The sequence below is a fragment of the Synechocystis sp. PCC 7339 genome (assembly GCF_019924095.1).
GTDB lineage: Bacteria > Cyanobacteriota > Cyanobacteriia > Cyanobacteriales > Microcystaceae > Synechocystis.
The window spans coordinates 956,769-977,378 of sequence record NZ_CP063659.1; the positions used below are offsets into that span (position 1 = coordinate 956,769).

At 49.2% G+C, this 20,610-nt stretch carries 21 protein-coding genes; 3 read left to right on the forward strand and 18 right to left on the reverse strand.

Features of this window, described 5'->3' with window-relative positions:
* Positions 1–72: 72 nt before the first annotated feature.
* The 13 genes from IQE94_RS04435 to IQE94_RS04495 all read right to left on the reverse strand — a co-directional run bounded on the left by IQE94_RS04435 (position 73) and on the right by IQE94_RS04495 (position 11,129).
* The gene (locus IQE94_RS04435; RefSeq protein ID WP_223342787.1) at positions 73–789 is read right to left on the reverse strand and encodes a DUF1997 domain-containing protein; all 717 of its coding nucleotides are present in this window, start codon (positions 787–789) and stop codon (positions 73–75) included.
* A 98-nt stretch (positions 790–887) separates the two neighbouring features.
* Positions 888–1,145 (reverse strand): hypothetical protein, encoded by a 258-nt coding sequence (locus IQE94_RS04440; RefSeq protein ID WP_249213874.1) that lies wholly within the window; start codon positions 1,143–1,145, stop codon positions 888–890.
* A 177-nt stretch (positions 1,146–1,322) separates the two neighbouring features.
* A complete protein-coding gene (locus IQE94_RS04445) occupies positions 1,323–1,568 on the reverse strand; it encodes a DUF433 domain-containing protein (protein ID WP_249213875.1) in 246 nt (81 codons plus the stop codon).
* A 51-nt stretch (positions 1,569–1,619) separates the two neighbouring features.
* Positions 1,620–1,973, reverse strand: a complete 354-nt coding sequence (locus tag IQE94_RS04450) for a Rieske (2Fe-2S) protein (protein ID WP_194019487.1) — start codon at positions 1,971–1,973, stop codon at positions 1,620–1,622.
* Between the two features lie 189 nt (positions 1,974–2,162).
* Positions 2,163–3,422, reverse strand: coding sequence for an HhoA/HhoB/HtrA family serine endopeptidase (locus tag IQE94_RS04455; RefSeq protein WP_212716417.1), 1,260 nt, complete (start codon positions 3,420–3,422; stop codon positions 2,163–2,165).
* 203 nt (positions 3,423–3,625) lie between these two features.
* A complete protein-coding gene (locus tag IQE94_RS04460; RefSeq protein ID WP_194019485.1) occupies positions 3,626–4,063 on the reverse strand; it encodes a DUF29 domain-containing protein in 438 nt (145 codons plus the stop codon).
* 110 nt (positions 4,064–4,173) lie between these two features.
* A complete protein-coding gene (locus IQE94_RS04465) occupies positions 4,174–5,070 on the reverse strand; it encodes a carbohydrate ABC transporter permease (protein ID WP_223342788.1) in 897 nt (298 codons plus the stop codon).
* Positions 5,071–5,214: 144 nt separating this feature from the next.
* The gene (gene urtC, locus IQE94_RS04470; protein ID WP_212716421.1) at positions 5,215–6,447 is read right to left on the reverse strand and encodes an urea ABC transporter permease subunit UrtC; all 1,233 of its coding nucleotides are present in this window, start codon (positions 6,445–6,447) and stop codon (positions 5,215–5,217) included.
* A gap of 102 nt (positions 6,448–6,549) precedes the next feature.
* Positions 6,550–7,716, reverse strand: coding sequence for an urea ABC transporter permease subunit UrtB (urtB, locus tag IQE94_RS04475; RefSeq protein WP_212716423.1), 1,167 nt, complete (start codon positions 7,714–7,716; stop codon positions 6,550–6,552).
* Positions 7,717–7,899: 183 nt separating this feature from the next.
* Positions 7,900–9,570 (reverse strand): DNA mismatch repair endonuclease MutL, encoded by a 1,671-nt coding sequence (gene mutL / locus IQE94_RS04480; RefSeq protein ID WP_223342789.1) that lies wholly within the window; start codon positions 9,568–9,570, stop codon positions 7,900–7,902.
* Between the two features lie 220 nt (positions 9,571–9,790).
* Positions 9,791–10,426: a peroxiredoxin gene (locus tag IQE94_RS04485; RefSeq protein WP_190596284.1), complete on the reverse strand. Its 636-nt coding sequence runs from the start codon at positions 10,424–10,426 to the stop codon at positions 9,791–9,793.
* A 183-nt stretch (positions 10,427–10,609) separates the two neighbouring features.
* On the reverse strand, positions 10,610–10,882 hold the full coding sequence (locus IQE94_RS04490) for a DUF2442 domain-containing protein (RefSeq protein ID WP_212716426.1): 273 nt from the start codon (positions 10,880–10,882) through the stop codon (positions 10,610–10,612).
* Positions 10,863–11,129, reverse strand: a complete 267-nt coding sequence (locus tag IQE94_RS04495) for a DUF4160 domain-containing protein (protein WP_370630507.1) — start codon at positions 11,127–11,129, stop codon at positions 10,863–10,865. Before IQE94_RS04495 ends, IQE94_RS04490 begins: the two co-directional genes overlap by 20 nt.
* 46 nt (positions 11,130–11,175) lie before the next feature.
* On the opposite strand from IQE94_RS04495, the gene IQE94_RS04500 reads away from it, so the two are divergent.
* Positions 11,176–11,502: a YbjQ family protein gene (locus IQE94_RS04500; RefSeq protein ID WP_212716428.1), complete on the forward strand. Its 327-nt coding sequence runs from the start codon at positions 11,176–11,178 to the stop codon at positions 11,500–11,502.
* A 17-nt stretch (positions 11,503–11,519) separates the two neighbouring features.
* Here IQE94_RS04500 and dprA read toward each other — a convergent pair whose 3' ends face one another.
* The 4 genes from dprA to IQE94_RS04520 form a co-directional block, all read right to left on the reverse strand.
* Entirely contained in the window at positions 11,520–12,731 is a 1,212-nt protein-coding gene (dprA, locus tag IQE94_RS04505; protein ID WP_212716430.1) for a DNA-processing protein DprA, read from the reverse strand.
* 27 nt (positions 12,732–12,758) lie between these two features.
* Positions 12,759–13,973, reverse strand: a complete 1,215-nt coding sequence (locus IQE94_RS04510) for a lipopolysaccharide assembly protein LapB (protein WP_223342790.1) — start codon at positions 13,971–13,973, stop codon at positions 12,759–12,761.
* A gap of 82 nt (positions 13,974–14,055) precedes the next feature.
* Complete coding sequence (locus tag IQE94_RS04515; protein WP_212716434.1) at positions 14,056–14,520, reverse strand: DUF3531 family protein; 465 nt, start codon at positions 14,518–14,520, stop codon at positions 14,056–14,058.
* A 142-nt stretch (positions 14,521–14,662) separates the two neighbouring features.
* Positions 14,663–15,331, reverse strand: a complete 669-nt coding sequence (locus IQE94_RS04520) for a Mo-dependent nitrogenase C-terminal domain-containing protein (RefSeq protein WP_212716436.1) — start codon at positions 15,329–15,331, stop codon at positions 14,663–14,665.
* Between the two features lie 142 nt (positions 15,332–15,473).
* On the opposite strand from IQE94_RS04520, the gene IQE94_RS04525 reads away from it, so the two are divergent.
* On the forward strand, positions 15,474–16,559 hold the full coding sequence (locus tag IQE94_RS04525) for a phosphotransferase (protein WP_212716438.1): 1,086 nt from the start codon (positions 15,474–15,476) through the stop codon (positions 16,557–16,559).
* Between the two features lie 20 nt (positions 16,560–16,579).
* On the opposite strand, the gene IQE94_RS04530 is transcribed toward IQE94_RS04525, so the two are convergent.
* Positions 16,580–16,768 (reverse strand): hypothetical protein, encoded by a 189-nt coding sequence (locus IQE94_RS04530; RefSeq protein ID WP_223342791.1) that lies wholly within the window; start codon positions 16,766–16,768, stop codon positions 16,580–16,582.
* Positions 16,769–16,787: 19 nt separating this feature from the next.
* Here IQE94_RS04530 and smc point away from each other — a divergent pair, with 19 nt between their 5' ends.
* Positions 16,788–20,390, forward strand: coding sequence for a chromosome segregation protein SMC (gene smc, locus IQE94_RS04535; protein WP_223342792.1), 3,603 nt, complete (start codon positions 16,788–16,790; stop codon positions 20,388–20,390).
* The last annotated feature ends 220 nt before the right edge of the window (positions 20,391–20,610 follow it).

Here is a 20,610-nt window from a genome sequence, read left to right on the forward strand (position 1 = left end):
CTAAAAAATTGGTCTGTTGATCTTTAAGGTAATTTACGTAGTCCCCCCCCCCAACCATTTGGTCAGGACAGATTAAGATTCGACTTCCGTCTCGGGCTCAAATTGATCTTCCACCGCTGGCTTAACCCGCTGGAAATAACGACCACTTTTGGGCGGTAAGGGCAAACCCTTTTCCTGGTGAAAATCCTGCTGTACTTTATAAGTTAACCGGGGGGACACTTGACGGATAATTTCCGTTAAAAGGCGATCGCCAGTGGATTGAATTAACTTCATGGGCAGTTTGTAGATATAACCAGGGAACTGCACTGCCACATCCATTTTCAAGTCCCATTCCACCTGGGTAATGGTTTCCGGCCAGGGAATTTCCGCCTGGGCAAACTGTTTTAAGCTTTTCTCCGTCAGGCGAGCGCCATTGACCTGATGCAGAGTCATATTGGACAAAAAATCGACCTCGTAACCCAGATCGGGACCGTCGGGCAAAGGCACCGTATGCATCAGATAATTGCCATCTTGAGGAGGTTCCAGCATCACAGCAATTTTGGGCTCCACATCAAAACCCAAAGCGCCAAATTTACCAATAGTTAATACGTAGCCATGGTCCCCCAAAGAATCCGCTTGCATAGGTTGGGCACAGCGACGGAACCAACCTTGGTGGGCTTGCAAATAATCGTCCACTTCTTGGCCAGGGGCAAACATTTCCATTCTGCCTTGGAAATGGGTTTGGAAACGGACTGGGGGAAAGCCATTGTCCTGGGGGTCAACGGGTAGGGGTTGGGAATTATGGGTCAAAACAGATTTAAATCCTAGTTAACTGAATTAGCTCACATTCTTAAAGTCTGCTGTAAATCGTTGGGGCTTTGGAATGATCATTTTTCGGCAGAGTATTTTCACCAAGGAAGATAATGTATTTGTCCTTCTAGATCTCCATCTTGACCACACTCCACCAACAAAAGAAAATCATCAATGACTCTACCAATTACGGCAAGGGTATTGACTTCAATTCCCCCCGGCATGGGCTGATCCTTTCTGATTTGCTCATAGGCGTATTTGGTGATTGTAGCGACATCGTGGGTTAATAAAATCCGACCCTCCCGGGCTACCCACTCCAAAATGAGCGGATCTTGCTTGGCCCGAAAGTCCAACATCCTGTATCCGGAGAATATCAAGGGTTACATTACGGCGAAATAGACCCCGCAGAATTGTATTGTCAAAGTTTTCATCGGCAAGAAACCTTAACATCTCTACTGCACTGTTTTACGAGCAAGAAGTCGATCCCGTAAAACCTTCGAGTCAAATTTTGTTTGATTCATTACCTGAATCTCTTACGATCGCCATCTGCGCCCTTCTAGATAGATTTCTACTTCCTTTTGATGGTTCAGGTAAAAGGAGATGACGCCATAAACGTCGGCCAGATTAAGTGATGGATAGCGAGAAACAATTTCCTCCGCTGTCATCCCCTGATTAAAAACAGTAACTACCGTATCCAATGGGACACGGGTGTTGCCAACCCACATTACGCCGTCATTCTCCCTTAGAGGAGCAGTTTCAGCCACAATTGTTAAGGTCATACTCGTTTTCGTTTTACTGATTTAACCGGGGATAAGCACTAGCTTTTAGCTTTAAGCACCCAAATCGACCTGTACTTCTCCATTTTCCACCCGCACAGGGAATACCGGCAGGGGCTTTTCTGCGGACATTTTGCCCATTAAGCTCCCCACCACGGGAGGAAAGGGGCTCCATTCCTTCACAGCGCCGGAACAAAGGTCGAAGGCACTGCGGTGGAAAGGACAAACAATGGCTCCGTCCTTAATTTTGCCGCTTTTCATCGGTAATTTGAGATGGGGGCACTGGTTACTAACTGCGTGGATAGTGCCCGCTTCATTCAGCAACAGAATGGCCTGTTGGTTTACCTTAACCACTTGACGACTACCGGGGGGAAGCTCACTTTGGGCGAGGGCTTTGGTCCAAACCATAATTTTAGTTAAATCTAAAAAAATCAAAGTTAAAAGGGAGTGGGAACCGGTTTATACCTGCAAACTCCCCAGGTTGGCCGGAGCTTCCTTGGGGAGGGTGAGGGGCAACTTAAATTTTTGCCGACGGGCCCTTATCCAATATCCTAAAAGTTTAGGAGAAAAGCCCCCGTTTGTCCTAGCAATAGTCATTTAGTTAGGCAGGGTAATCGGCAAAGCACCAATGATAACCTTCAAGTTCTCTTTTTGGCCGTTGCGGAGAATACCTAGTTCCACTTCGTCTCCCACCGCTAGTTTGCCCACTAGGGATTGTACCTGTTCAGAATTTTCTACCGGTTGTCCCTGGAGCGATTGGAGCACGTCTCCCTGTTGCAGTTTGGCGATCGCCGCCGGAGAGTTGGGCATAACCTGCATAATCACTACGCCCTTATCCACAGGAATGTCCATACCCGTTTCTTGACGAATTTGACTTTGCAATTCCGGGGTCATGGTCACCATTTGAATGCCGAGGTAGGCGTGTTCCACTTTGCCAGTGGCAATTAACTGTTCAGCAATTTCCTGGGCTTTATTGATAGGGATGGCAAAACCAATGCCCTGGGCGTTTTGAATAATGGCGGTGTTCATGCCAATCACTTGGCCGTCCGCATTGAGGAGGGGACCGCCGGAGTTACCAGGGTTGATGGCCGCATCGGTTTGGATAAATTCCACCCGTTTATCGGGCACACCAATGTCCGCACTGCGCCGGCCCGTGGCACTCAAAATCCCTGTGGTGACAGTATTATCCAACCCCAACGGGTTACCAATGGCGATCGCCCATTCCCCCACCTGCAGGCGATCGGAGTCCCCGAAGGCCACAGTAGGCAAATCACCAGCATCAATTTTGACCACCGCCACATCCGTAGAAGGGTCAGAACCCATCACCCGACCAGGGAAGGAACGACCATCTTTAAGGGTTACTGTCACTTCATCGGCCCCATCCACCACATGGGCATTGGTGAAAATCTTGCCATCATTGCTAACTATGAAACCAGAGCCCGTACCCCTTTGCACCCGTTCGTTGGGCATGGGGGGCATCTGGGAGCCAAAAAATCTTTGGAAGAAGGGATCGTTAAAGGCCTGGGGTACCTGGGATTTAACCGTTTTCTGGGCGTTGATGCGCACCACAGCGGGGCCGGTGGATTCCACGACATCCACCACAAAATTACTGGGTTCCCTAGGGGCTAAACGACTTTGTAGGTTGGTTGCTAAGCCCTCCTTAGCGGGAGCACTGGATTGGCTGGTTACCAAAGGGGAAATAACGGAGTGATCTGCTAAGTGCTCTGCCCATTGGGGATTAGTTAGAACAAAAGTCCCCCCAGCACCAATGCCCATACCCACCAGGACTAGCCCCAGGTAGGCCAAGGAAATTTTAGAAGGGGTCTGTTTGGCAGAATGGAGGGAAACGTCTTTCATGGCTTGGTGGCACTTATTTGCTGGATTATTGCTTAAAACAAATCTAGGAAAAAAAGTCAGCCCGGTGAGGAGCAATTGGGAAAACGGCTTGGGCTGACATTTATTAATGTAGGGGAGGGGTATGGCAGGGCTGTGACAAACAGATGAAATTTTTGTGTCAGTTTTTCAGGACAAGGTCATTGTTTTAGAGGGCTTTTTTGTATTTATTCTGATTTTGGGAAAAAGTCGGGGTCTAGGATCTGAGCTTGGGTGTAGGGGGATTCTTTGGGGAAGTTGTCGGGGGTTAGTTTGGTTTCCTGGGCTGCATCCTTTCGGGCATCTTGGTAACAATCGTCTAAAACCTGTTGCAAAAAGGGCTTCAGGCTAGGGCTGTCTTGCAGAATTAGCTTGAGTTGTAAGCGTTGCTCTTTGATGGTGTAGATCCAGCTATTGCTCTGTTTTTCGGGTTGGTATTGCCATTTCAGTAGGTGAGCCATGAGGACGATTAACCGGCTTCGTACTTCCCTTTTGTTATTCCGTCCCATGGATTCTATTTCTTCAATGAGGTTGTCCAGGTCTAACCCCTTGATGTCACCGCTTTTGAGTTGGTTGACGGTCTGCTCTATCCACAGGTTGAAGTCGGTTTCATACAGTGTTTTCATACTTTTTGCACTTCCTTTTCTTCCACTACGACATCGGGGAATTCCATCATACTGTCCTCCTGGATTTGTCCATTTTTTTCAGTCAGGGTCAATTATGTCTCCTAAGAGCTTTAACGGGACGGCAGGTTACCGCCGGAAAGTTTGAGATTAATCACCGAAAAAATGAAAATGACCAAAAATAATACTAGTCCGATCGCCGAAGCGTAATTCATTTCCAAATCCTGAAAAGCCCGCTCGTAAACGTAGTAAACCACCGTTTTGGAAGCGTTGAGGGGGCCCCCCTGGGTCATGATATACACTTCTTCAAAAACTTTGAGGGCGGAAATGGAAGATAAAACTCCTATTAAGAAACAATAGGGCCGCATGAGGGGAATAGTGATGTCCCAATGTTGTCGCCAACCGTCAGCTCCGTCGATCGCCCCGGCTTCATAGAGTTCCTGGGGGATAGCCTGCAGTCCCGCCAGATAAATAACCATGTAATAGCCCAATCCCTTCCACACCGTCACCACCATCACACTCCAGAGGGCTAAATGGGGGCTGGTGAGCCAGGGGATACCATCACTCAATCCCAGTAGGGCAAGAATTTGGTTGAGAATGCCGTTGGAAGCGTAGAGAGCTTTCCAAGCAATGCCTGCCACCACAATGGAAATAATCACCGGGGTGTAATAGGCCATGCGGAACCAAGCAATGCCCCGCAGTTTTTGGTTAACCAGAATGGCTAACCCCAGGGGCAACATGATTAACAGAGGCACGACCCCCACTAGGTACAGGAGCGTGTGGCGAAAGGTCAGCCAGAAAACTTTATCCCGCCAAAGCCGTTCAAAGTTAGCTAATCCTACCCAGCTTGGGGCTTTGGTCAAGTCCAGCTCGTATTGGGTAAAACTGAGGGAAAAAGCCTGGAGTGCTGGATAGAAAACCGTTGCGCCCAGCATGATCAAAGCGGGCAATAAAAATAAATAGGGAGTGGCCTCCCTAGGCCAACGGCGATCGGACCCAGAGACTGTCATAGGAAAATGCCATAAAACTAGACCAGGTTAACATACCCATTGCTATCCCTTGACCCATTCCGTATAGGGGAAATTGCAGTGGCAATGATTGTGGATTAGTGATGATTTTCGGCAGGAAAAAATTTTCCTCCGTTAAGGTCTGGCCTACGGTTCTTCCGGTTCCCCTTCAAATTGTTGGCGTTCTTCCTGCACCAGGGGATCTTCTTCCAGGCTAGGAAAGGTGGCCAACTGGGGTTTACCCCGGAACAAATTCCGCAGTTGTACAATGCCCTGTTCTTGCCACCAACCCACAATGCCGTTGGGGAGGACAGTCACTACAATTAGGAACAAAGCCCCTTGGAAAAAGAGCCAAACTTCGGGAAATTGTTCACTCAAACTACTTTGGGCGAGGCGTACCAAAAGGGTTCCCAACACTGCCCCCACTAAAGTAGCCCGGCCCCCGACCGCTACCCAAATGACCATTTCAATGGAAAAGGCCACGTCCATAATGCTGGGGGTAATGATCCCCGTTTGCACTGTGTATAATCCCCCCGATAAACCGGCGATCGCCCCGGAGATGCCAAACACCAACACCTTAAAGCCAGTGGGGTCGTAGCCCGTAAACCTGACCCTAGTTTCATCGTCCCGGATAGCCATCAAAATACGCCCAAAGCGTCCGCTGGTAAGCCAACGACAAAGAATATAGACCAACAACAAAGCCACCACGGTCAATTCGTAAAATACCAGTTGGGCTCCGTCGGAACTGGCCAGGTAACCAAAAATTCTTTCCGTATCGGTCTTTAAGCCATTGGTACCGTTAATTAATTTCTGTTGCCCGTTGAAAAAGTTGTAGAACACCAACAGGGCTGCCTGGGTCAGAATCGAAAAATATACGCCCTTAATCCGGTTACGAAAAATCAGATAACCCAACAGAGCGGCGATCGCCCCCGGCACCAATACCATGGCTAGCAGCGTGATCGGTAGGGAATGGAAAGGTTGCCAAATCAGCGGCAGTTTGTCTACCCCGTAGAGACCAAAAAATTCCGGTAATTGACCATCCGGCAACTGGAGATTGAGATACATAGCAAAGGCGTAGCCCCCCAAGGCAAAGAAGATGCCATGGCCCAGACTGAGCAACCCTGTATAACCCCAAATCAAGTCAATGCCTAGGGCAATAATGGCCAAGGAGAGGAAACGCCCCATTAACCTGAGCCGCAGGAAGGGAAAATTCTTCAGCAACCATTGACCCACCACCCAATCTGACAGGGATAAAACGGCAATAATCAAGGGAATACAGGCAAAAACCAGCACCGCCCCAAATAGGGCATAGTCACTCCAACCAAGCTTCTTTAGGAGTTTGCCTAGGGGAGAACCAGGGTTTTGGGGAGGATTTTGCATAGGAAAAATGACCAGGGATAAACAAACAAATTAGCTAGACAATTAGCCCCTTGGGCCAGGGGAACAAAAGTGACCTGCCAGAGGGGAAAGGATCGGTCACTGCTATAGCTCTGCGGTACGACCCTTGGGGGGGAAAATGCCCGCCGGCTTAATTTGTAAAAAGAGAATAATCAAAGCAAACACCAACACCCTGGCCATACTGGTGGTGGCGAAGAAGGTAAAAAATTCATACAGGGGTTGCAAAACTCCCTCTGGGGGAAATAGTCGAATCAGGGTGCCACTGCCGATGAGGTCACTGGATACTCCGATCGCCAGGGAAGCAATGATGGTTCCCAATAGGTTACCAACGCCCCCCACCACCACCACCATGAAGGTGTTGATAATGTAGTTTTGGCCAATGTTGGGCCCCACCGCCCCCAGGAAACTAATGGCACAGCCAGCAATGCCCGCTAGCCCGGAGCCTAAGGCAAAGGTCAAAGCGTCCACCTGTCCAGTGGGAATGCCCAAACAAGCACTCATGCCCCGGTTTTGGGTAACAGACCGAATTCTCAGTCCCCAGTTGGAGCGGTAGAAAATTAGATACACGGCCAGTAAACAGAGCAGAGTCAGGAAAATGATAAAAATCCGGGTGGAGGGTATTTGGAAAGTGCCGATGGCAAATCCTCCCCGCAACCAAGTAGGGGCACTGACGTTAACGTTCCTGGCCCCAAACCAAGCCCGATTCCATAGGGGCGAATTGCCCTGGGCCACAGCGAAGCCACTAATGCTGGCGATCGCCACTGAGAGAAAGAAAAGAACTACCTGGGCTTTCCCTAACCAAGGTTTGCCACCGGCCTGGCGTTTGATTAACCAGGTGCCGCCAAAATAGAGCAGCAAAAATATGCCCACCACCAGCACCATAATCCAGTTCACACTGCGGACAAACTGCTGCAAAATCAGGCTTACTCCCCAGGTGGCCAGCAACGTTTCCAACGGTCGACCATACAAGTAGCGGATGACCTGTCTTTCCAAAACTAGACCGGCGATCGCCGCCACCAGGAAAGCAACGGGTAAAGCCGCAAAAATGTAGAGGTCAAACCAAGGGTCGCCAAAGCCCTGGAAGAGGTTTTGCACCACAAAGGTGCTGTAGGCACCCAACATCATCAATTCCCCATGGGCCAGATTAATTACCCCCATGAGGCCAAAGACGATCGCTAATCCCAGGGCGGCAATCAGTAATACTGAACTTGTGCTTAAACCGTTAAAAATACCTTCTAGGAGTACTGACACAATGTTTTCTAGAATTGGAAGAAAGGGGGGCAAATCCAGCTTAAACCCTTCATTTCCGATGGTTTGGACGGAAATGCCTTGGGGGAAAACCGAGTTAGCCTTTATAGTTAACCCTGCCCTGTCCGATAAATTTGTTACCCGTGATACCAAGAGTGGGTTAAGCCAGCATCGGTTCACAGTAATTTAAAGGGAAGAAGTTTTCGGGTTAACAAGCCAATTCCGGCGGAAAAAACGGGCCAGGGATGATTCTTCCAGGGCCAAATAGATGGGGCGACCGTGGGGACAGGTGTGGGGATTTTCACATTTTTGCCATTGCTCAATCAATGTTTTCCAGGCACTGCGATCCAATTCCGTACCATTTTTAATCGCACTACGACAGGCGATCGCCGCTTGGGCAGTGGAGAGGGAAGACAATCGACTGAGTTCCTGGAGAATTGCCACAATTTCTGGGTGCCCATGCAATAGGGCGGGTAAACTCCGCACCGCCCAAATATCTTCCCCAAAGGGGTCTATTTCCAAACCTAAATTTTGCAATTTTTCCACCTGTTCCGGACTAAATCCCTGTAATATCAGCGGTTGCTCCAGGGAAATACACCGCCAATGCCGTTGCAACTCCTCAAATAAAACCCGTTCATGGGCCACGTGCTGTTCCACCAACCACATACCCCGGTCATGTTCCACCACAATGTAGGTCTGGCAAATTTGGGCGATCGCCTTGATATTAGTGGGATGTCCCAGTACGGTTTCTGTGAGGGAAGTTGGAGCCTGCAACTGGTAAATACCCCCAGGTTCCGCGGCCTTGAGCAATTGGTTCAAGCGGGGAGTGGCACTACCTTCCACCAGGGCTAACTCCTTTTGCAAAAAGGTTTGCAGTTGTCCCTGCCAGTGGGGCATATCCTGCAAATAAATTTCCGTTTTCGCCGGGTGACGGTGCCAATCGATGTACTGGGGAGGCAGTTGCCAATGGGCAAAACACAGGGGATAGCGTTGCCGAGGTAAGGTGCGGTGAAAGGTGGATATGATTGTTTGGGTTAATTCCGGCACATTCACAGGGCGACCATTAATGGCAGTGATTAACCAATCGGGGCGGGGGCGATGACAGCGGTCGGGATAACCAAAAGTCAAACTTAAATGGGCTGATGTTACTGGATTCTCCACAGTAGAGGGGAGGGACAAAGATTTCTCCCCATGGCCAAGCTGGCCAGCCTGGAGGGATTTAAGGCATTGCAACAAGATAGCTTCAGCATTGGGGCCAGGGCTAAGGCTTAACCGTAACCGTTCGTCCTGCCACAGTTGCCAAGTTACCTGGGGATGGCAGAGGGCTAATTGTTGCAGGTAGTTCACCATCGGCCGCCAAAACTGCTGACTTTTGATAAAGGCTTGCCGACGTTGGGGAAAATTAGCAAAAAGTTGCCGCACTTCTACCCTCGTCCCCATGGCGATCGCCACCGGCTCAATCTGCTCTGGTTGACCCTGGGGGCTGTAGGCAATCCGCCAACCACAATCCGGACTGGCCGCACTGCGACTGCTAATGGTCAAATGGGCCACCTGGGCCAAACTATGGAGGGCTTCCCCCCGAAAACCTAAAGTTTTAATCCGTTGTAAATCTGCTTGGCTACTAATCTTGCTGGTGGCATGGGGTAACACACTGGTTTTCAATTCCGTCAAATCCATGCCCTGGCCATTGTCTAGCACTTCCAAACGCCACTGCTCCCACCAAACACGAACCAAAATTCGATCAGCGCCGGCATCCAAGGCATTTTCCACCAATTCCCGCACCACCGCCAAGGGAGAATCAATTACTTCCCCTGCCGCAATTAAATCCACCAACTGGCGATCGAGAATTTGGATCATCGGAGTAGGTTGAGGAAATTTCTGCAAAAGGCCACAAAAAAGAGGGTAGATGATTATTCTCCCCCTTTGCTCAAAAGCTTGTTGAATTTAATTGATCAAATTGATCAAGTTGATCTCAGAACCCAATCGGCCAGCCCCCATGGCTAATGGCCAAGGAGGCGGATCAGAAAGTGTTTCAAATATCTGTCAATCGCGGCCAAAGGATTTGTGCAGATCAAAACTACTTGTTTGGTTGGGGGGTCATGCGCAGGTAGGGTTTGATTTCTTCCACACCTTTCGGAAATTTGACCTTGGCATCCTCGGTGGAAATGGAGGGCACCACCACACACTTATCGCCATCTTGCCAGTTAGCCGGGGTAGCTACTTGGTGATAGTCGGTTAATTGTAAGGAATCAATGACCCGGAGGATTTCAGCAAAGTTACGGCCAGTACTAGCGGGATAGGTGAGGGTCAACCGTAGTTTTTTGGCGGGATCAATGATGAAGACAGAACGCACCGTCAAATTATTGAGGGCATTGGGGTGGATCATGCCATAGAGATCAGACACCTTTTTATCGCCGTCGGCCAAGATGGGATAGTTAACGCTGGTATTCTGGGTTTCATTAATGTCACAGATCCAGCCTTGATGGGATTCCACGTCGTCCACACTGAGGGCAATCACCTTAACGTTGCGCTTATCAAATTCCGGCTTCAGTTTGGCAACAGTGCCCAATTCGGTGGTACAAACCGGAGTGTAATCCGCAGGGTGAGAGAATAAGACAACCCAGCTATCGCCGGCCCACTCATGGAAAGAAATGGGGCCTTGGCTGGATTCTTGGGTAAAGTCGGGGACAACATCACCGAGTTGTAACGCCATAACAAATAGTTCCTAATACAATGCAAAATGGGGATCTTCTTCGATCATACTGCCATATCAGATACAGAATTTGGACGAATTGTTAGAAAACGCAAAATTGTCAGGAAAGGATTGGAATTGGGGCAAAAACTACTGACCTGACGCCCAAGATCCGGCCAGTTAGGCTAGGGCAAGGCGATCGTCTTAGGTCAAAGGCAACTGAAAATGGCCGGCCACTACTCCAGGGACAGTAATATCCTCATCTAACTCTTCCCAGCGGAGGGCATAACCATTCACTTCAACTTTGACCTTTGACAGTTGTTCATTTGTAGCTTCTTTAAGGATACGGAAGCGATCGCCAGGAAAGCCAAAGATCCGTCCATCACTGAGTTCAACGTATATCATTCGTTTCTTCGCCCATGCTCTAACCGCAGTGGGTTCAATAACAATTTTGGAGTCAACGGTGATGGAATTCATAGTAAGCGTTCCTCAAAAAATGATGATTTTCATAAACTAATTTCTCTACTTTACGCAACTCACGCACAGGAATGCCATGGTTAGAAGATAGCAGTATTGTTGGTTCAAGCCAGAATTTACATTCACCATCAGGAGAACGAACATGAATGTGTGCCGGTTCCAATCCCTCGTCTGAGTAAAAATGAAAACGAAATTTTCCAATCCTAATTACTGTGGGCATTTCTTGGATTTTTAGAGGTGGTAGCATTAATAAACCTTGAGGTTAAAAATTATTAAAACAGAATCTTAAAACTATGCTGACTTCCACAACGGATATTGTTCAAGGCCGCACCATTGCTCGCTACCACGGCATTGTCACCGCCGAAGTGGTATATGGCACCAATGCTTTGCGGGATTTTTTTGCAGGCATTCGGGATTTAATTGGCGGTAGAACCGGTAGCTACGAACAAATTTTTGAAAAAGGCCACCGGGAGGCGATCGCCGAATTGACTGAACGGGCCAAAAAATTGGGAGCCAATGGGGTAATTGGGGTGGCAGTAAATACTGGAACCATCAATATTGACGACCGGGGAGCATTGTTATTGATTACGGCAACGGGAACGGCAGTAACGGTGGATTAGTTTGTTTAATGGGGATGTCACTGTCTTTGGTAGCGCATGCCGGGTTCCTGGCTGACTAAACCAAGAATTTCCAATTGGAGTAATCCAGCGGAAACATCCCCAATGGCCAAGGCTGTGACGGCAACAATTTGATCCAAGGCTGTCGGTTCTTGCTCCACTGCAGACAGGATCTTTTTTAAAGTTGGTTCCAAGTCATCCGGTGGTTCAGTCAAAGTTTGTTTCGCCTTTGCTCTGGTGCTGGCATTAGGAACCGTCGAAGCGGTTGAATTGGTTGGATGCAGATAACCAGTTTGGCGATCGCCTGGAAGAATTTTTTGTTCTTGCCCTTGATCCAGTAAAGGTATCGCCCCCAAGCTGGCTAGCAATTGATTTTCCGACAGAATCACCTCTGCTCCGTTGTGGATGAGATTTAAGCAACCGTGGGCTTCTTGGACATCAGGGGAATTGGGTAGGCTAAACACGTCCCGGTTAAATTCATTGGCATACTTGGCGGTGATTAAGGCCCCGGATTTGGGGGGAGCCTCCATTACCAACACGGCCCTGCTCAGACCGGCAATGATGCGATTTCGAGCAGGAAAATTACCCCGTTCTGGTTTACTGCCCACGGGATATTCACTCAAAATCAATCCTTCGGCGGCGATTTGCTCAAACAATTGCCGATTTTGGGGAGGATAAATCAAATCTAAGCCAGTGCCTAAAACGGCGATCGTCCTTCCGTTCACCCGTAAACAACTGCTGTGGGCGTCAGCGTCAATGCCAGCGGCTAAACCAGAAACAATGGTGAAACCAGATTTGACCAGGGCTTGGCTAATTTTCCTTGTCCAACGGCTCCCGTGGTCGGTGGGGTAACGGGTGCCCACAATGCCTACTCCGGGAATTTGTCCTTGACTTTCCCGGTAGTCAAGACGCCCCAGATAATACAACACCGGAGGGGGACTGGGGATTTCCCAAAGTAAGCGGGGATATTCTGGGTCATTGGGGGTGAGAAACTGGGGATTTTTTTGTTGGTGTTCTTCTAAAAATTGCAACGGATTGAGATGATTCCTTTGCCCGACGATTTTCTCAATCAGTTTGTGGCCAAAACCCTCCACTTCTCCCAGGGCGATCGGTCTGGCCTTCCAGGCATTTTCCAATAATTCAAAGTGTTGAGCCAGCCGCTTGAGCAACACTGGCCCCACTCCCTTAACCTGACTCCAGGCTAACCAATAGGCCTGTTCAGAATTCGCCATGGCTAATCAAAAATTTGTGAATAAAATCTATGACCCAGTGCCCCCAGAAATAGTTTGTATTTGATTAAGAATATTGTTTTCTTTTGTGCTGTATTTAAGGGAACGGGCTAGAGATAACGCTTGTTGATAGGCGGTTAACGCTGCACTGGGCTGTTGGGCATCGATATAAAGTTGGGCAATTTTTTCGTAGGTAATCATCATGCCGTAATAGTTATAGGATTGCTGCTGTACCTGCAAAAGTTGTTTATAAATTTCCAAGGCATAGTTGGCCTGTTCACTGAACAGGTACAAATCCCCCAGCTTATCCAAGGCGATCGCCGCTGTGCTCAATTGTTTAATCGACCAAGCCAGGGTGTAGGCCTTTTGATAGGCTTGGCTGGCATTTTCCGCCTGTTCTAGTTCTAAATAATGATCGCCAATGGCAATCTGGATGTCGGGCACCAATTCTGGCTTACCGTCCTGCAATCTTCTTTGCACCAGTTGCTCTTTGATGCGAATGGCATTGTCGGGCTGGGCAGACTGTTTGTAGATTTCCCCCAATTTTTGTAAATAAATGCCTTCGTAATAGCTGTTGCGGGCGTTGGTGGCCCTGGCTAAAAGGGTTTCATACACTTCAGCGGCGGCGGGATAGTTAAATTTGGCCAGATACAATTCACCCAACATCGAGAGGGCCTGGTTTTCCCGACGGTAATCCCCCTGTTGTTGAGCTTCCCGACGCATTTGCTGATAAACGGCGATCGCCGAATCTAGACTGTGAAGCTGGCCATAGGCTTTGGCAAAGGCCGTTAACAGTTCCGGGCTCATGGCCTTGTCCCTAGTGAGGGAAAGTTGTAAATCTTCCAAACGCTGACTGATGGTCATTACATCTTGACTGCGCCCTTGCTCCCAGGCGATCGCCCCGATGCGTCCCAGGGCCTCAACCTCAGCCAAGTCCCCCAACCGTTGTCGCCCCCGTAAACTGCGGTAGCGCACCACAAAGGCCTGGTCTCCCTGTCCTGCTTGATCCAACACCAGAGCTTCCGCTTCCAAGGCATCTAAGGCTTCGATTAGTCGTCGCCGTTGCAGGGGAGTGAGGGTTTCCCCAGAAGGAATCAGGGGATCCTTGGGAAAAAGGCTGGGGTCAAAGGGATTTTCGCTGGGGCTGAGGGGCTCCGGGGTAATGGGCGGAGGGATGTAGGGAGTCCCCTGAGCCTGCACAGGATGAATATTCAGACCCCCACTAATTAGGGTAGGGAGAACCATTACCCAGAATAGAAGAAGGCCGGATTTTACTCCCGGGAACGAGGATGGATACATAGGGGAAAATGGTGGAGACACAGAGAACCTAATTGCGGTCAAAATCTTCGAACTGATCGAATCGGTCATCCTGGCGATCGCCAACGGGCCAATCTTCGTTCACGCCCCCCACAATTAAACGGCGGATGGGTACGTAATCGAGGGAAAGCTGGTACAGTGCATTGATCAACACATCCAGGGCAATGAGGTCGCTAGTGCCCAAATCGAACCAGCAACGGCCCCAATGGTCTTGGTACTGGAACTCAGCCATGTTGTGCATGGGGGCCATCATGGAGCTAGAAAGATTGGCACTGTCATAGTCCAAATAACTCAGGTCAATACCTGTATCCTGTACCTGGAGGTTTTCCGCATTAAAACCCCCTAGTTTACCTAGGTAAAACCAGGAAGCAAATAGCTCTTCCACATATTGTTGCTCCGCTGGGGCAGGATTGGTCTCGAATTCTAGCCAGATCCAAAAATCAAAGGGATTTACTTCCCGAAATTGCACTTCCATAGGTTGGGGAGATGGTTAACTTTTAAACGTCATTAATTTTTAAGCGCAACTATTTGGAGGGAAATAGACGAAATTGATCAGCCTACAAGGGAAAAATTCCGAAAATTTCCAACAATTCGACCTAAAAGAAACGAAATAGGATTCAAATATAGGGGGTGATGTCCTCTTGGCAGTCATCGGCCAGGTAGGAGAGGGCCCGAAACCTTAAACCAATTAACTGTTCGTAGAGGGGATTAAGTTTACACAGGGGGGGAATATGAACAATTTTGCGCCCAAATAGTTTAACATCCCGCTCGAAGGGACATTGGGGGGGCACCAGATGACAAATGAAATGGGCCAAACGAGGATCCTGAATGGCCATGGCGTCCAGCCAATCCTTGACGGGGTGAAGTAAATCGGGATGGGGATGTTCCTCCATTTCGGTTCGATCGCCGTTGGGATCACAGATGGTATGTTCCAATGACTCCAAAGCGTCAATTTTTATCCCCAGGGCTTGACTAAATTCCCGTAATAGTTGTCCTTCCACCGGAGAATAAAGTCCGTCGGCGATCGCCACCAACACCGCTGTGCGGAGGAAATTTTCCGCCGTTTCTTTGTCGTTGCCCAGGCCCTCCAATAATTCCGCCGGGGTAATGGTCTTGAATAAAACCTCATCTTCTTTGTGTCCAAAACCCATCTCCTGGGTGAGGCCAGCAATCATTTGTTGCTCCGATTCACTAAAATCACCATCACTCCAAGCAATGGTCAGCAGTCCCCTCAACCAAGTGGCAATTTGGACATCGGTGTAACGACTTTGGGTACGATTGGCCATGATTTTCCCCTGGGCAACTATGCGGTCATCAAACACTTAAATCAAACTCTAACTGAAGTGTAGCTTAGAATACGGAGCCCCTTTCCTTCCCTTCCTAAGCTAGAGGAGACTGCTTTGCGTCCTCACCACTCCCCTTATCTCCATGCCCCCTCTGCAACTACTCCGTTCCCTTTCTGCCCTGCCAGACATTAATCCAGTGGTGGATTTTCCGGCCCCCAATCCGACTCCGAAATCAACAGTGGAGGAAGATGCCTTCCCCAGTGTTTATTCCACCTTGGCTCCCCATGCCCTGACAAATTTGGTGTTTAAGCATTACGACATTGAAGTACCCAAGGGTTGTCGGTTTTGGCACCGGGGTTTGAGCGATGTGTATTTGGTAGAGACCCTAGCGGACGATTATATTTTGCGCATTTCCCACCAACATTGGCGCACGGAAAGTGAAATTCAGTTTGAGTTGGAGTTGCTCAATTTTTTAGCAGACCGGGAAGTGCCGGTGGCCGCCCCCCTCAGACATCGGGACGGGGGTTATGCCTTGGAAATTAATGCCCCGGAAGGCAAACGCTATGCCAGTTTATTTCCCTATGCCCCCGGTGGTGTGGCGATCGGTGATTTGAGCAAAACCCAGGGGTTTTTGTTGGGGGAAATGTTAGCCCAACTGCACCAAACAGCCCAACGGTTCAAGCCTTCTGCCCACCGTCCTCCCCTTACCCTCAGCTATTTACTGGACGACTCCCTCCATACCATTGCCCCTTTCCTACACCACCGGCTGGAGGAGTGGCGTTGTCTGATCGACATTTCCATGGCGATTAAAACCCAACTCACGTCCATTCCCACTCACGCTCCCTATTGGACGATTTGTTGGGGAGACCCCCACAGCGGCAATGTCCATTTTACTGCTGAAGATCAGATGATGCTATTTGATTTTGACCAGTGTGGCATGGGTTGGCGAGCCTTCGACATTGCTAAGTTTCTCCAGGTTTCCATGCAATCAGGCCTGGGACGCACCATTCGGGATGCTTTTTTAAGCGGTTATAACTCCATTGCGCCCCTGACTATGCTGGAGGAAAATTCTCTGCAAGCCTTAACCCAAACGGCTTTCATTTGGTCTTGGGCGATTCATGTGCAAACCCTGAAGTTATCGGATTACAGTCGGCTCCACAGCAGTTACTTCAAACGTCGGTTAGAGAATTTGCAACAGTTGGGGTCTACGGATTGGCAATTGTTTTAGGGGCAGTGCCGAAACCATATTTATTTGACTGCAAATTGGGAAACTTGCCCCCCATATATCTTCGTCCAGTGCACAATGCCCTTACCAAAGCCCTCCCTCTGAATTAGTCCGTGGGCAATTTCCGTCGAACGGCGATCGCCAAGCGTCGTATATTGGGCATATATTGAGCCGTTGGGCCTTGCCACTGTCAGGATTGGAAGGGCCTGCATTACCCCGTCCCCAGCCTCCATGGTTTATGTCAAGCGCATCGAACTATCCCATTTCAAGTCCTTTGGGGGAACCACTGCCATTCCTTTTTTGCCGGGTTTTACGGTGGTGTCTGGGCCCAATGGTTCGGGCAAGTCAAATATCCTCGATGCGTTGCTATTTTGTCTGGGGTTAGCCACTTCCAAGGGCATGCGGGCTGAACGACTGCCGGATCTGGTCAATAACACCTTCAAGGGGAAGCGGGGCAGTTCCGAAGCCAGTGTGTCGGTTACATTTGAGCTAAATGATGGGGAAGAATTATCCGAGCAAGAGTCCGACAATAATAGCAACGGTAACGGAGCGAAAATTTCCAAGGAGTGGACTGTTACCCGCCGCCTGAAGGTGACCAAAGGAGGTAATTATTCCTCCAACTATTACATCAATGGGGAGCCGGCCACCGTGGCGGAACTCCATGAACAGTTGAATGAACTACGCATTTACCCCGAAGGTTACAACATTGTCCTCCAGGGGGATGTGACCCGCATTATCACCATGAACTCGAAGGAGCGCCGGGAAATTATTGATGAGTTGGCGGGGGTAGCAGAATTCGACCGCAAAATTGTCAAAACTAAGGAGACTTTAGGGGAGGTGCAGGACCGGGAGGAACGCTGTCAAATTATTGCGACGGAATTGGAGCGTACCTTGGAGCGGTTAGCTGCCGATCGCCAGAAGGCGGAAAAATATCAGGCTCTGCGGCAACAGGTGCAGGAAAAACAAAGCTGGGCCAAGGTTATTCAGTACAAGGCGGTGGAGCAACAACGGCAAAAATTATTGGGGCAATTAGAGCAGGATCAACAAAAATCTACTCAAATTCAGCAAGCCCTGGAGCAACGTAGTCAAGCCATTCAAACCCAGCAAACAGAACTAGAAAAACTCAATGCCCAGGTCAAGGCCCTGGGGGAAGATGAACAATTGGCCGTGGCGGCCCAGTTAGCTACCCAAAAGGCCCAACGGGATCAATTGCAGCAACGCTACAACGACGGCGATCGTCAAATCACCGATCATCAACAGCAGGTGGGGAAAATTCAAGCGGAAATTAGCCAGAGCCAACAGCAATTTTTGCAAATTCAGCAGGAAAAATCCTTCCATAACACCCAAACCTTGCCCCAACTGGAAGCCGCTGTGCAAGCAAGTCAGCAACAGTTAGACCAACTCCGGCACCAATCCCAGGCGATCGCCTCCGCTTCGGAAGCTTGGGTGCAGGAACAAACCCAGCTCAGCCGCACTGTCAACCAATTACAAGACGAACTAATTCCCCAGCGCAGTCAGTTGGCCCAGTTTGAAGAACGCCAACAACAATTGCTGACTAATTTGGCCGAGTTGACCCCTCTGTTGGCCAAAGTTTCTGGGGAATTGGCGGAAAAACACGTTGCCCAAGGGCAGTTCAACTCCGAAGGGGAAGCCTTAACCAGCCAAATTCAAACCCTAGCCAGCGATTTGGCTCAACTAGAACAGGAACGGAGTTTGCTCCAGGAAACCCAAGCCCGCTTGCTCAAAGAACAACAGGAAAAACAACGGCAATTGGACAAATTAGAAGCGGCCAGCCAAGCTCAGCAGGAAGTGCAGGGGACTTACGCCACCAAGGTGATTTTGCAGTCGGATTTGCCTGGAGTCTGCGGTCTAGTGGCCCAACTGGGTCAGGTGGAGCCCCAGTATCAGCTAGCGCTGGAAATTGCGGCGGGAGGACGTTTGGGTTTTTTGGTGGTGGAAGACGATGGCGTGGCGGCGGCGGGCATAGAAATCCTCAAACAGGCTAAGGCCGGCAGGGCTACCTTTTTACCCCTCAATAAAATTCGTCCTCCCCGTGGTCAAAATCCCAATCTTAGTTATGCCCATGGTTACATTGACCTGGCCGTGAATTTAATCGATGGCGATCACCGTTACGCAGACATTTTCGCCTTTGTTTTTGGCAACACATTGGTTTTTGACACCCTGGTTAACGCCCGTAACCACCTCGGTAAACATCGCATTGTCACGCTGGAGGGGGATTTACTAGAAGCCAGCGGGGCCATGAGTGGCGGCAGCCGTAATCAACGCTCAGGGCTACGGTTTGGCACCATGGTTAGTGAAGATACGGCAGAAGTCAAACAGTTACGTCAACGGTTGCAGGACATTCACCAGATCCAGGGTCGTAACGAAGAATTATTACTAGAAAGAACCGTTTGCAGTAAGCAATTAAGCCAACAACTGCTGGAAATGCGCCAACAACAAAGGGAAGTACAACTCCACGGCGAGCAAACGGAACGGGACATTACTCGCCTTAGCCAACAGCAAACAGAAATTAATCAACAACAAATTAATCAACAGCAAAAGCTAGCAGAATTGCAACGCAATTTAGCTTTGTTGCAGCAATCTTTGCCGCCCTTAGAACAACAGCTAACCTCCGCTCAGCAACAGTTGGCTGCTTTGGAAACTTCCCAAACCCATCAACAATGGCAAACTATCCAGGGCCAAATTCGCACGGTGGAAGCGGAGTATCAAAGGCAACTGCAAGCGTTACGCCAGGGGGAAGACCACCTCAAAGATTTACATAACAGTAGCCAACGCCTAGAGGAAAAAATTAGCCAAGCCCAGGAAAAAATTGCCCAACACCAAGCCCAGGATCAAACCCTGGCCCAGGAACAGGAGCAGTTAAAAATAGCTTTGGCGGAAATGAACACAGCCATCCAAACCACGGAAGTCCAGTTGGCTAAACTATCGGAAAAATTGGGTAGTACTAAGCAAGAAAGAGACCAGTTAGAAACCCAACTTAATCAACTCCGTAGTCAACAGCAAGAACAGCAATGGCAGTGGGAAAAGTTACAAACTAATCAACAGGAATATCAGGAAAACTTAACTCAATTACAAAATCAATTGGGAGAATTAGAACAGGATTTACCCGATCCCTGGCCGGAAATTCCCCTACTCCAGGACCGGGACGAAGCAAGTTTGGATTTTGCCAATATTTTGGAGGAATTACAGCGTTCCATTCGCAACGGACAAAAGCGTTTGGAAGCTATGGAACCAGTGAACATGCTGGCTTTACAAGAGTATGAAAAAACCGAAGCCCGCCTAGGGGAATTGTCAGAAAAGTTGCAAACCATTGCGGGGGAACGGACTGAGTTGCTGCTCAGAATTGAGAACTTTACCACCCTGCGTCGTCGTTCTTTCCAAGATGCTTTTGATGCAGTCAATAAAAACTTTCAAATTATTTTTGCCGAGTTGTCCGACGGGGATGGCTATTTGCAGTTAGACGATGCGGAGGATCCTTTTAACGGTGGCTTGAACCTAGTGGCCCACCCAAAAGGTAAACCGGTGCGTCGCCTCAGCTCCATGTCCGGTGGGGAAAAATCATTAACCGCGCTGAGTTTTATTTTTGCCCTCCAACGCTACCGCCCTTCTCCCTTTTACGGCTTTGATGAGGTGGATATGTTTTTGGATGGTGCCAATGTGGAAAAACTGTCCAAAATGGTCCGCAAACAGGCCCAACAAGCCCAATTTATTGTGGTGAGTCTCCGTCGTCCCATGATTGAAGCGGCGGAACGTACCATTGGGGTGACCCAGGCTCGGGGGGCCCATACCCAGGTTTTGGGCATTAAGTTGTAGCTTCGTTTAGATGTGGCACAAGAGTCATTGTTCAAACAATCTGGCAAAACTATTGAGTTGGATTTGCTCAACAAGACCTACGTCAATGTGCCGCACCAATGGCTAGATTGAAGGAAACCCGGAGGACGGCGATCACCAAGTTATCCCTGGGTAAATAGGGAAAAACTTGGGGTTCAAACCCCTTCCAATTCAGGGCTTTATCGAGGGAGCAATCAACCTG

What these genes read in the sequence shown, in the direction of transcription:
- smc (WP_223342792.1), top strand. Translation starts at nt 16,788, where the DNA reads ATGGTTTATGTCAAGCGCATCGAACTATCCCATTTCAAGTCCTTTGGG.
- IQE94_RS04495 (WP_370630507.1), bottom strand. Translation starts at nt 11,129, where the DNA reads ATGCTACCACCTCTAAAAATCCAAGAAATGCCCACAGTAATTAGGATT.
- IQE94_RS04515 (WP_212716434.1), bottom strand. Translation starts at nt 14,520, where the DNA reads ATGGAAGTGCAATTTCGGGAAGTAAATCCCTTTGATTTTTGGATCTGG.
- IQE94_RS04520 (WP_212716436.1), bottom strand. Translation starts at nt 15,331, where the DNA reads ATGGCCAATCGTACCCAAAGTCGTTACACCGATGTCCAAATTGCCACT.
- IQE94_RS04450 (WP_194019487.1), bottom strand. Translation starts at nt 1,973, where the DNA reads ATGGTTTGGACCAAAGCCCTCGCCCAAAGTGAGCTTCCCCCCGGTAGT.
- IQE94_RS04500 (WP_212716428.1), top strand. Translation starts at nt 11,176, where the DNA reads ATGCTGACTTCCACAACGGATATTGTTCAAGGCCGCACCATTGCTCGC.
- IQE94_RS04530 (WP_223342791.1), bottom strand. Translation starts at nt 16,768, where the DNA reads ATGCAGGCCCTTCCAATCCTGACAGTGGCAAGGCCCAACGGCTCAATA.
- urtC (WP_212716421.1), bottom strand. Translation starts at nt 6,447, where the DNA reads ATGCAAAATCCTCCCCAAAACCCTGGTTCTCCCCTAGGCAAACTCCTA.
- IQE94_RS04525 (WP_212716438.1), top strand. Translation starts at nt 15,474, where the DNA reads ATGCCCCCTCTGCAACTACTCCGTTCCCTTTCTGCCCTGCCAGACATT.
- IQE94_RS04460 (WP_194019485.1), bottom strand. Translation starts at nt 4,063, where the DNA reads ATGAAAACACTGTATGAAACCGACTTCAACCTGTGGATAGAGCAGACC.
- IQE94_RS04445 (WP_249213875.1), bottom strand. Translation starts at nt 1,568, where the DNA reads ATGACCTTAACAATTGTGGCTGAAACTGCTCCTCTAAGGGAGAATGAC.
- IQE94_RS04490 (WP_212716426.1), bottom strand. Translation starts at nt 10,882, where the DNA reads ATGAATTCCATCACCGTTGACTCCAAAATTGTTATTGAACCCACTGCG.
- dprA (WP_212716430.1), bottom strand. Translation starts at nt 12,731, where the DNA reads ATGGCGAATTCTGAACAGGCCTATTGGTTAGCCTGGAGTCAGGTTAAG.
- IQE94_RS04510 (WP_223342790.1), bottom strand. Translation starts at nt 13,973, where the DNA reads ATGGTTCTCCCTACCCTAATTAGTGGGGGTCTGAATATTCATCCTGTG.
- mutL (WP_223342789.1), bottom strand. Translation starts at nt 9,570, where the DNA reads ATGATCCAAATTCTCGATCGCCAGTTGGTGGATTTAATTGCGGCAGGG.
- IQE94_RS04440 (WP_249213874.1), bottom strand. Translation starts at nt 1,145, where the DNA reads ATGTTGGACTTTCGGGCCAAGCAAGATCCGCTCATTTTGGAGTGGGTA.
- IQE94_RS04465 (WP_223342788.1), bottom strand. Translation starts at nt 5,070, where the DNA reads ATGACAGTCTCTGGGTCCGATCGCCGTTGGCCTAGGGAGGCCACTCCC.
- IQE94_RS04455 (WP_212716417.1), bottom strand. Translation starts at nt 3,422, where the DNA reads ATGAAAGACGTTTCCCTCCATTCTGCCAAACAGACCCCTTCTAAAATT.
- IQE94_RS04485 (WP_190596284.1), bottom strand. Translation starts at nt 10,426, where the DNA reads ATGGCGTTACAACTCGGTGATGTTGTCCCCGACTTTACCCAAGAATCC.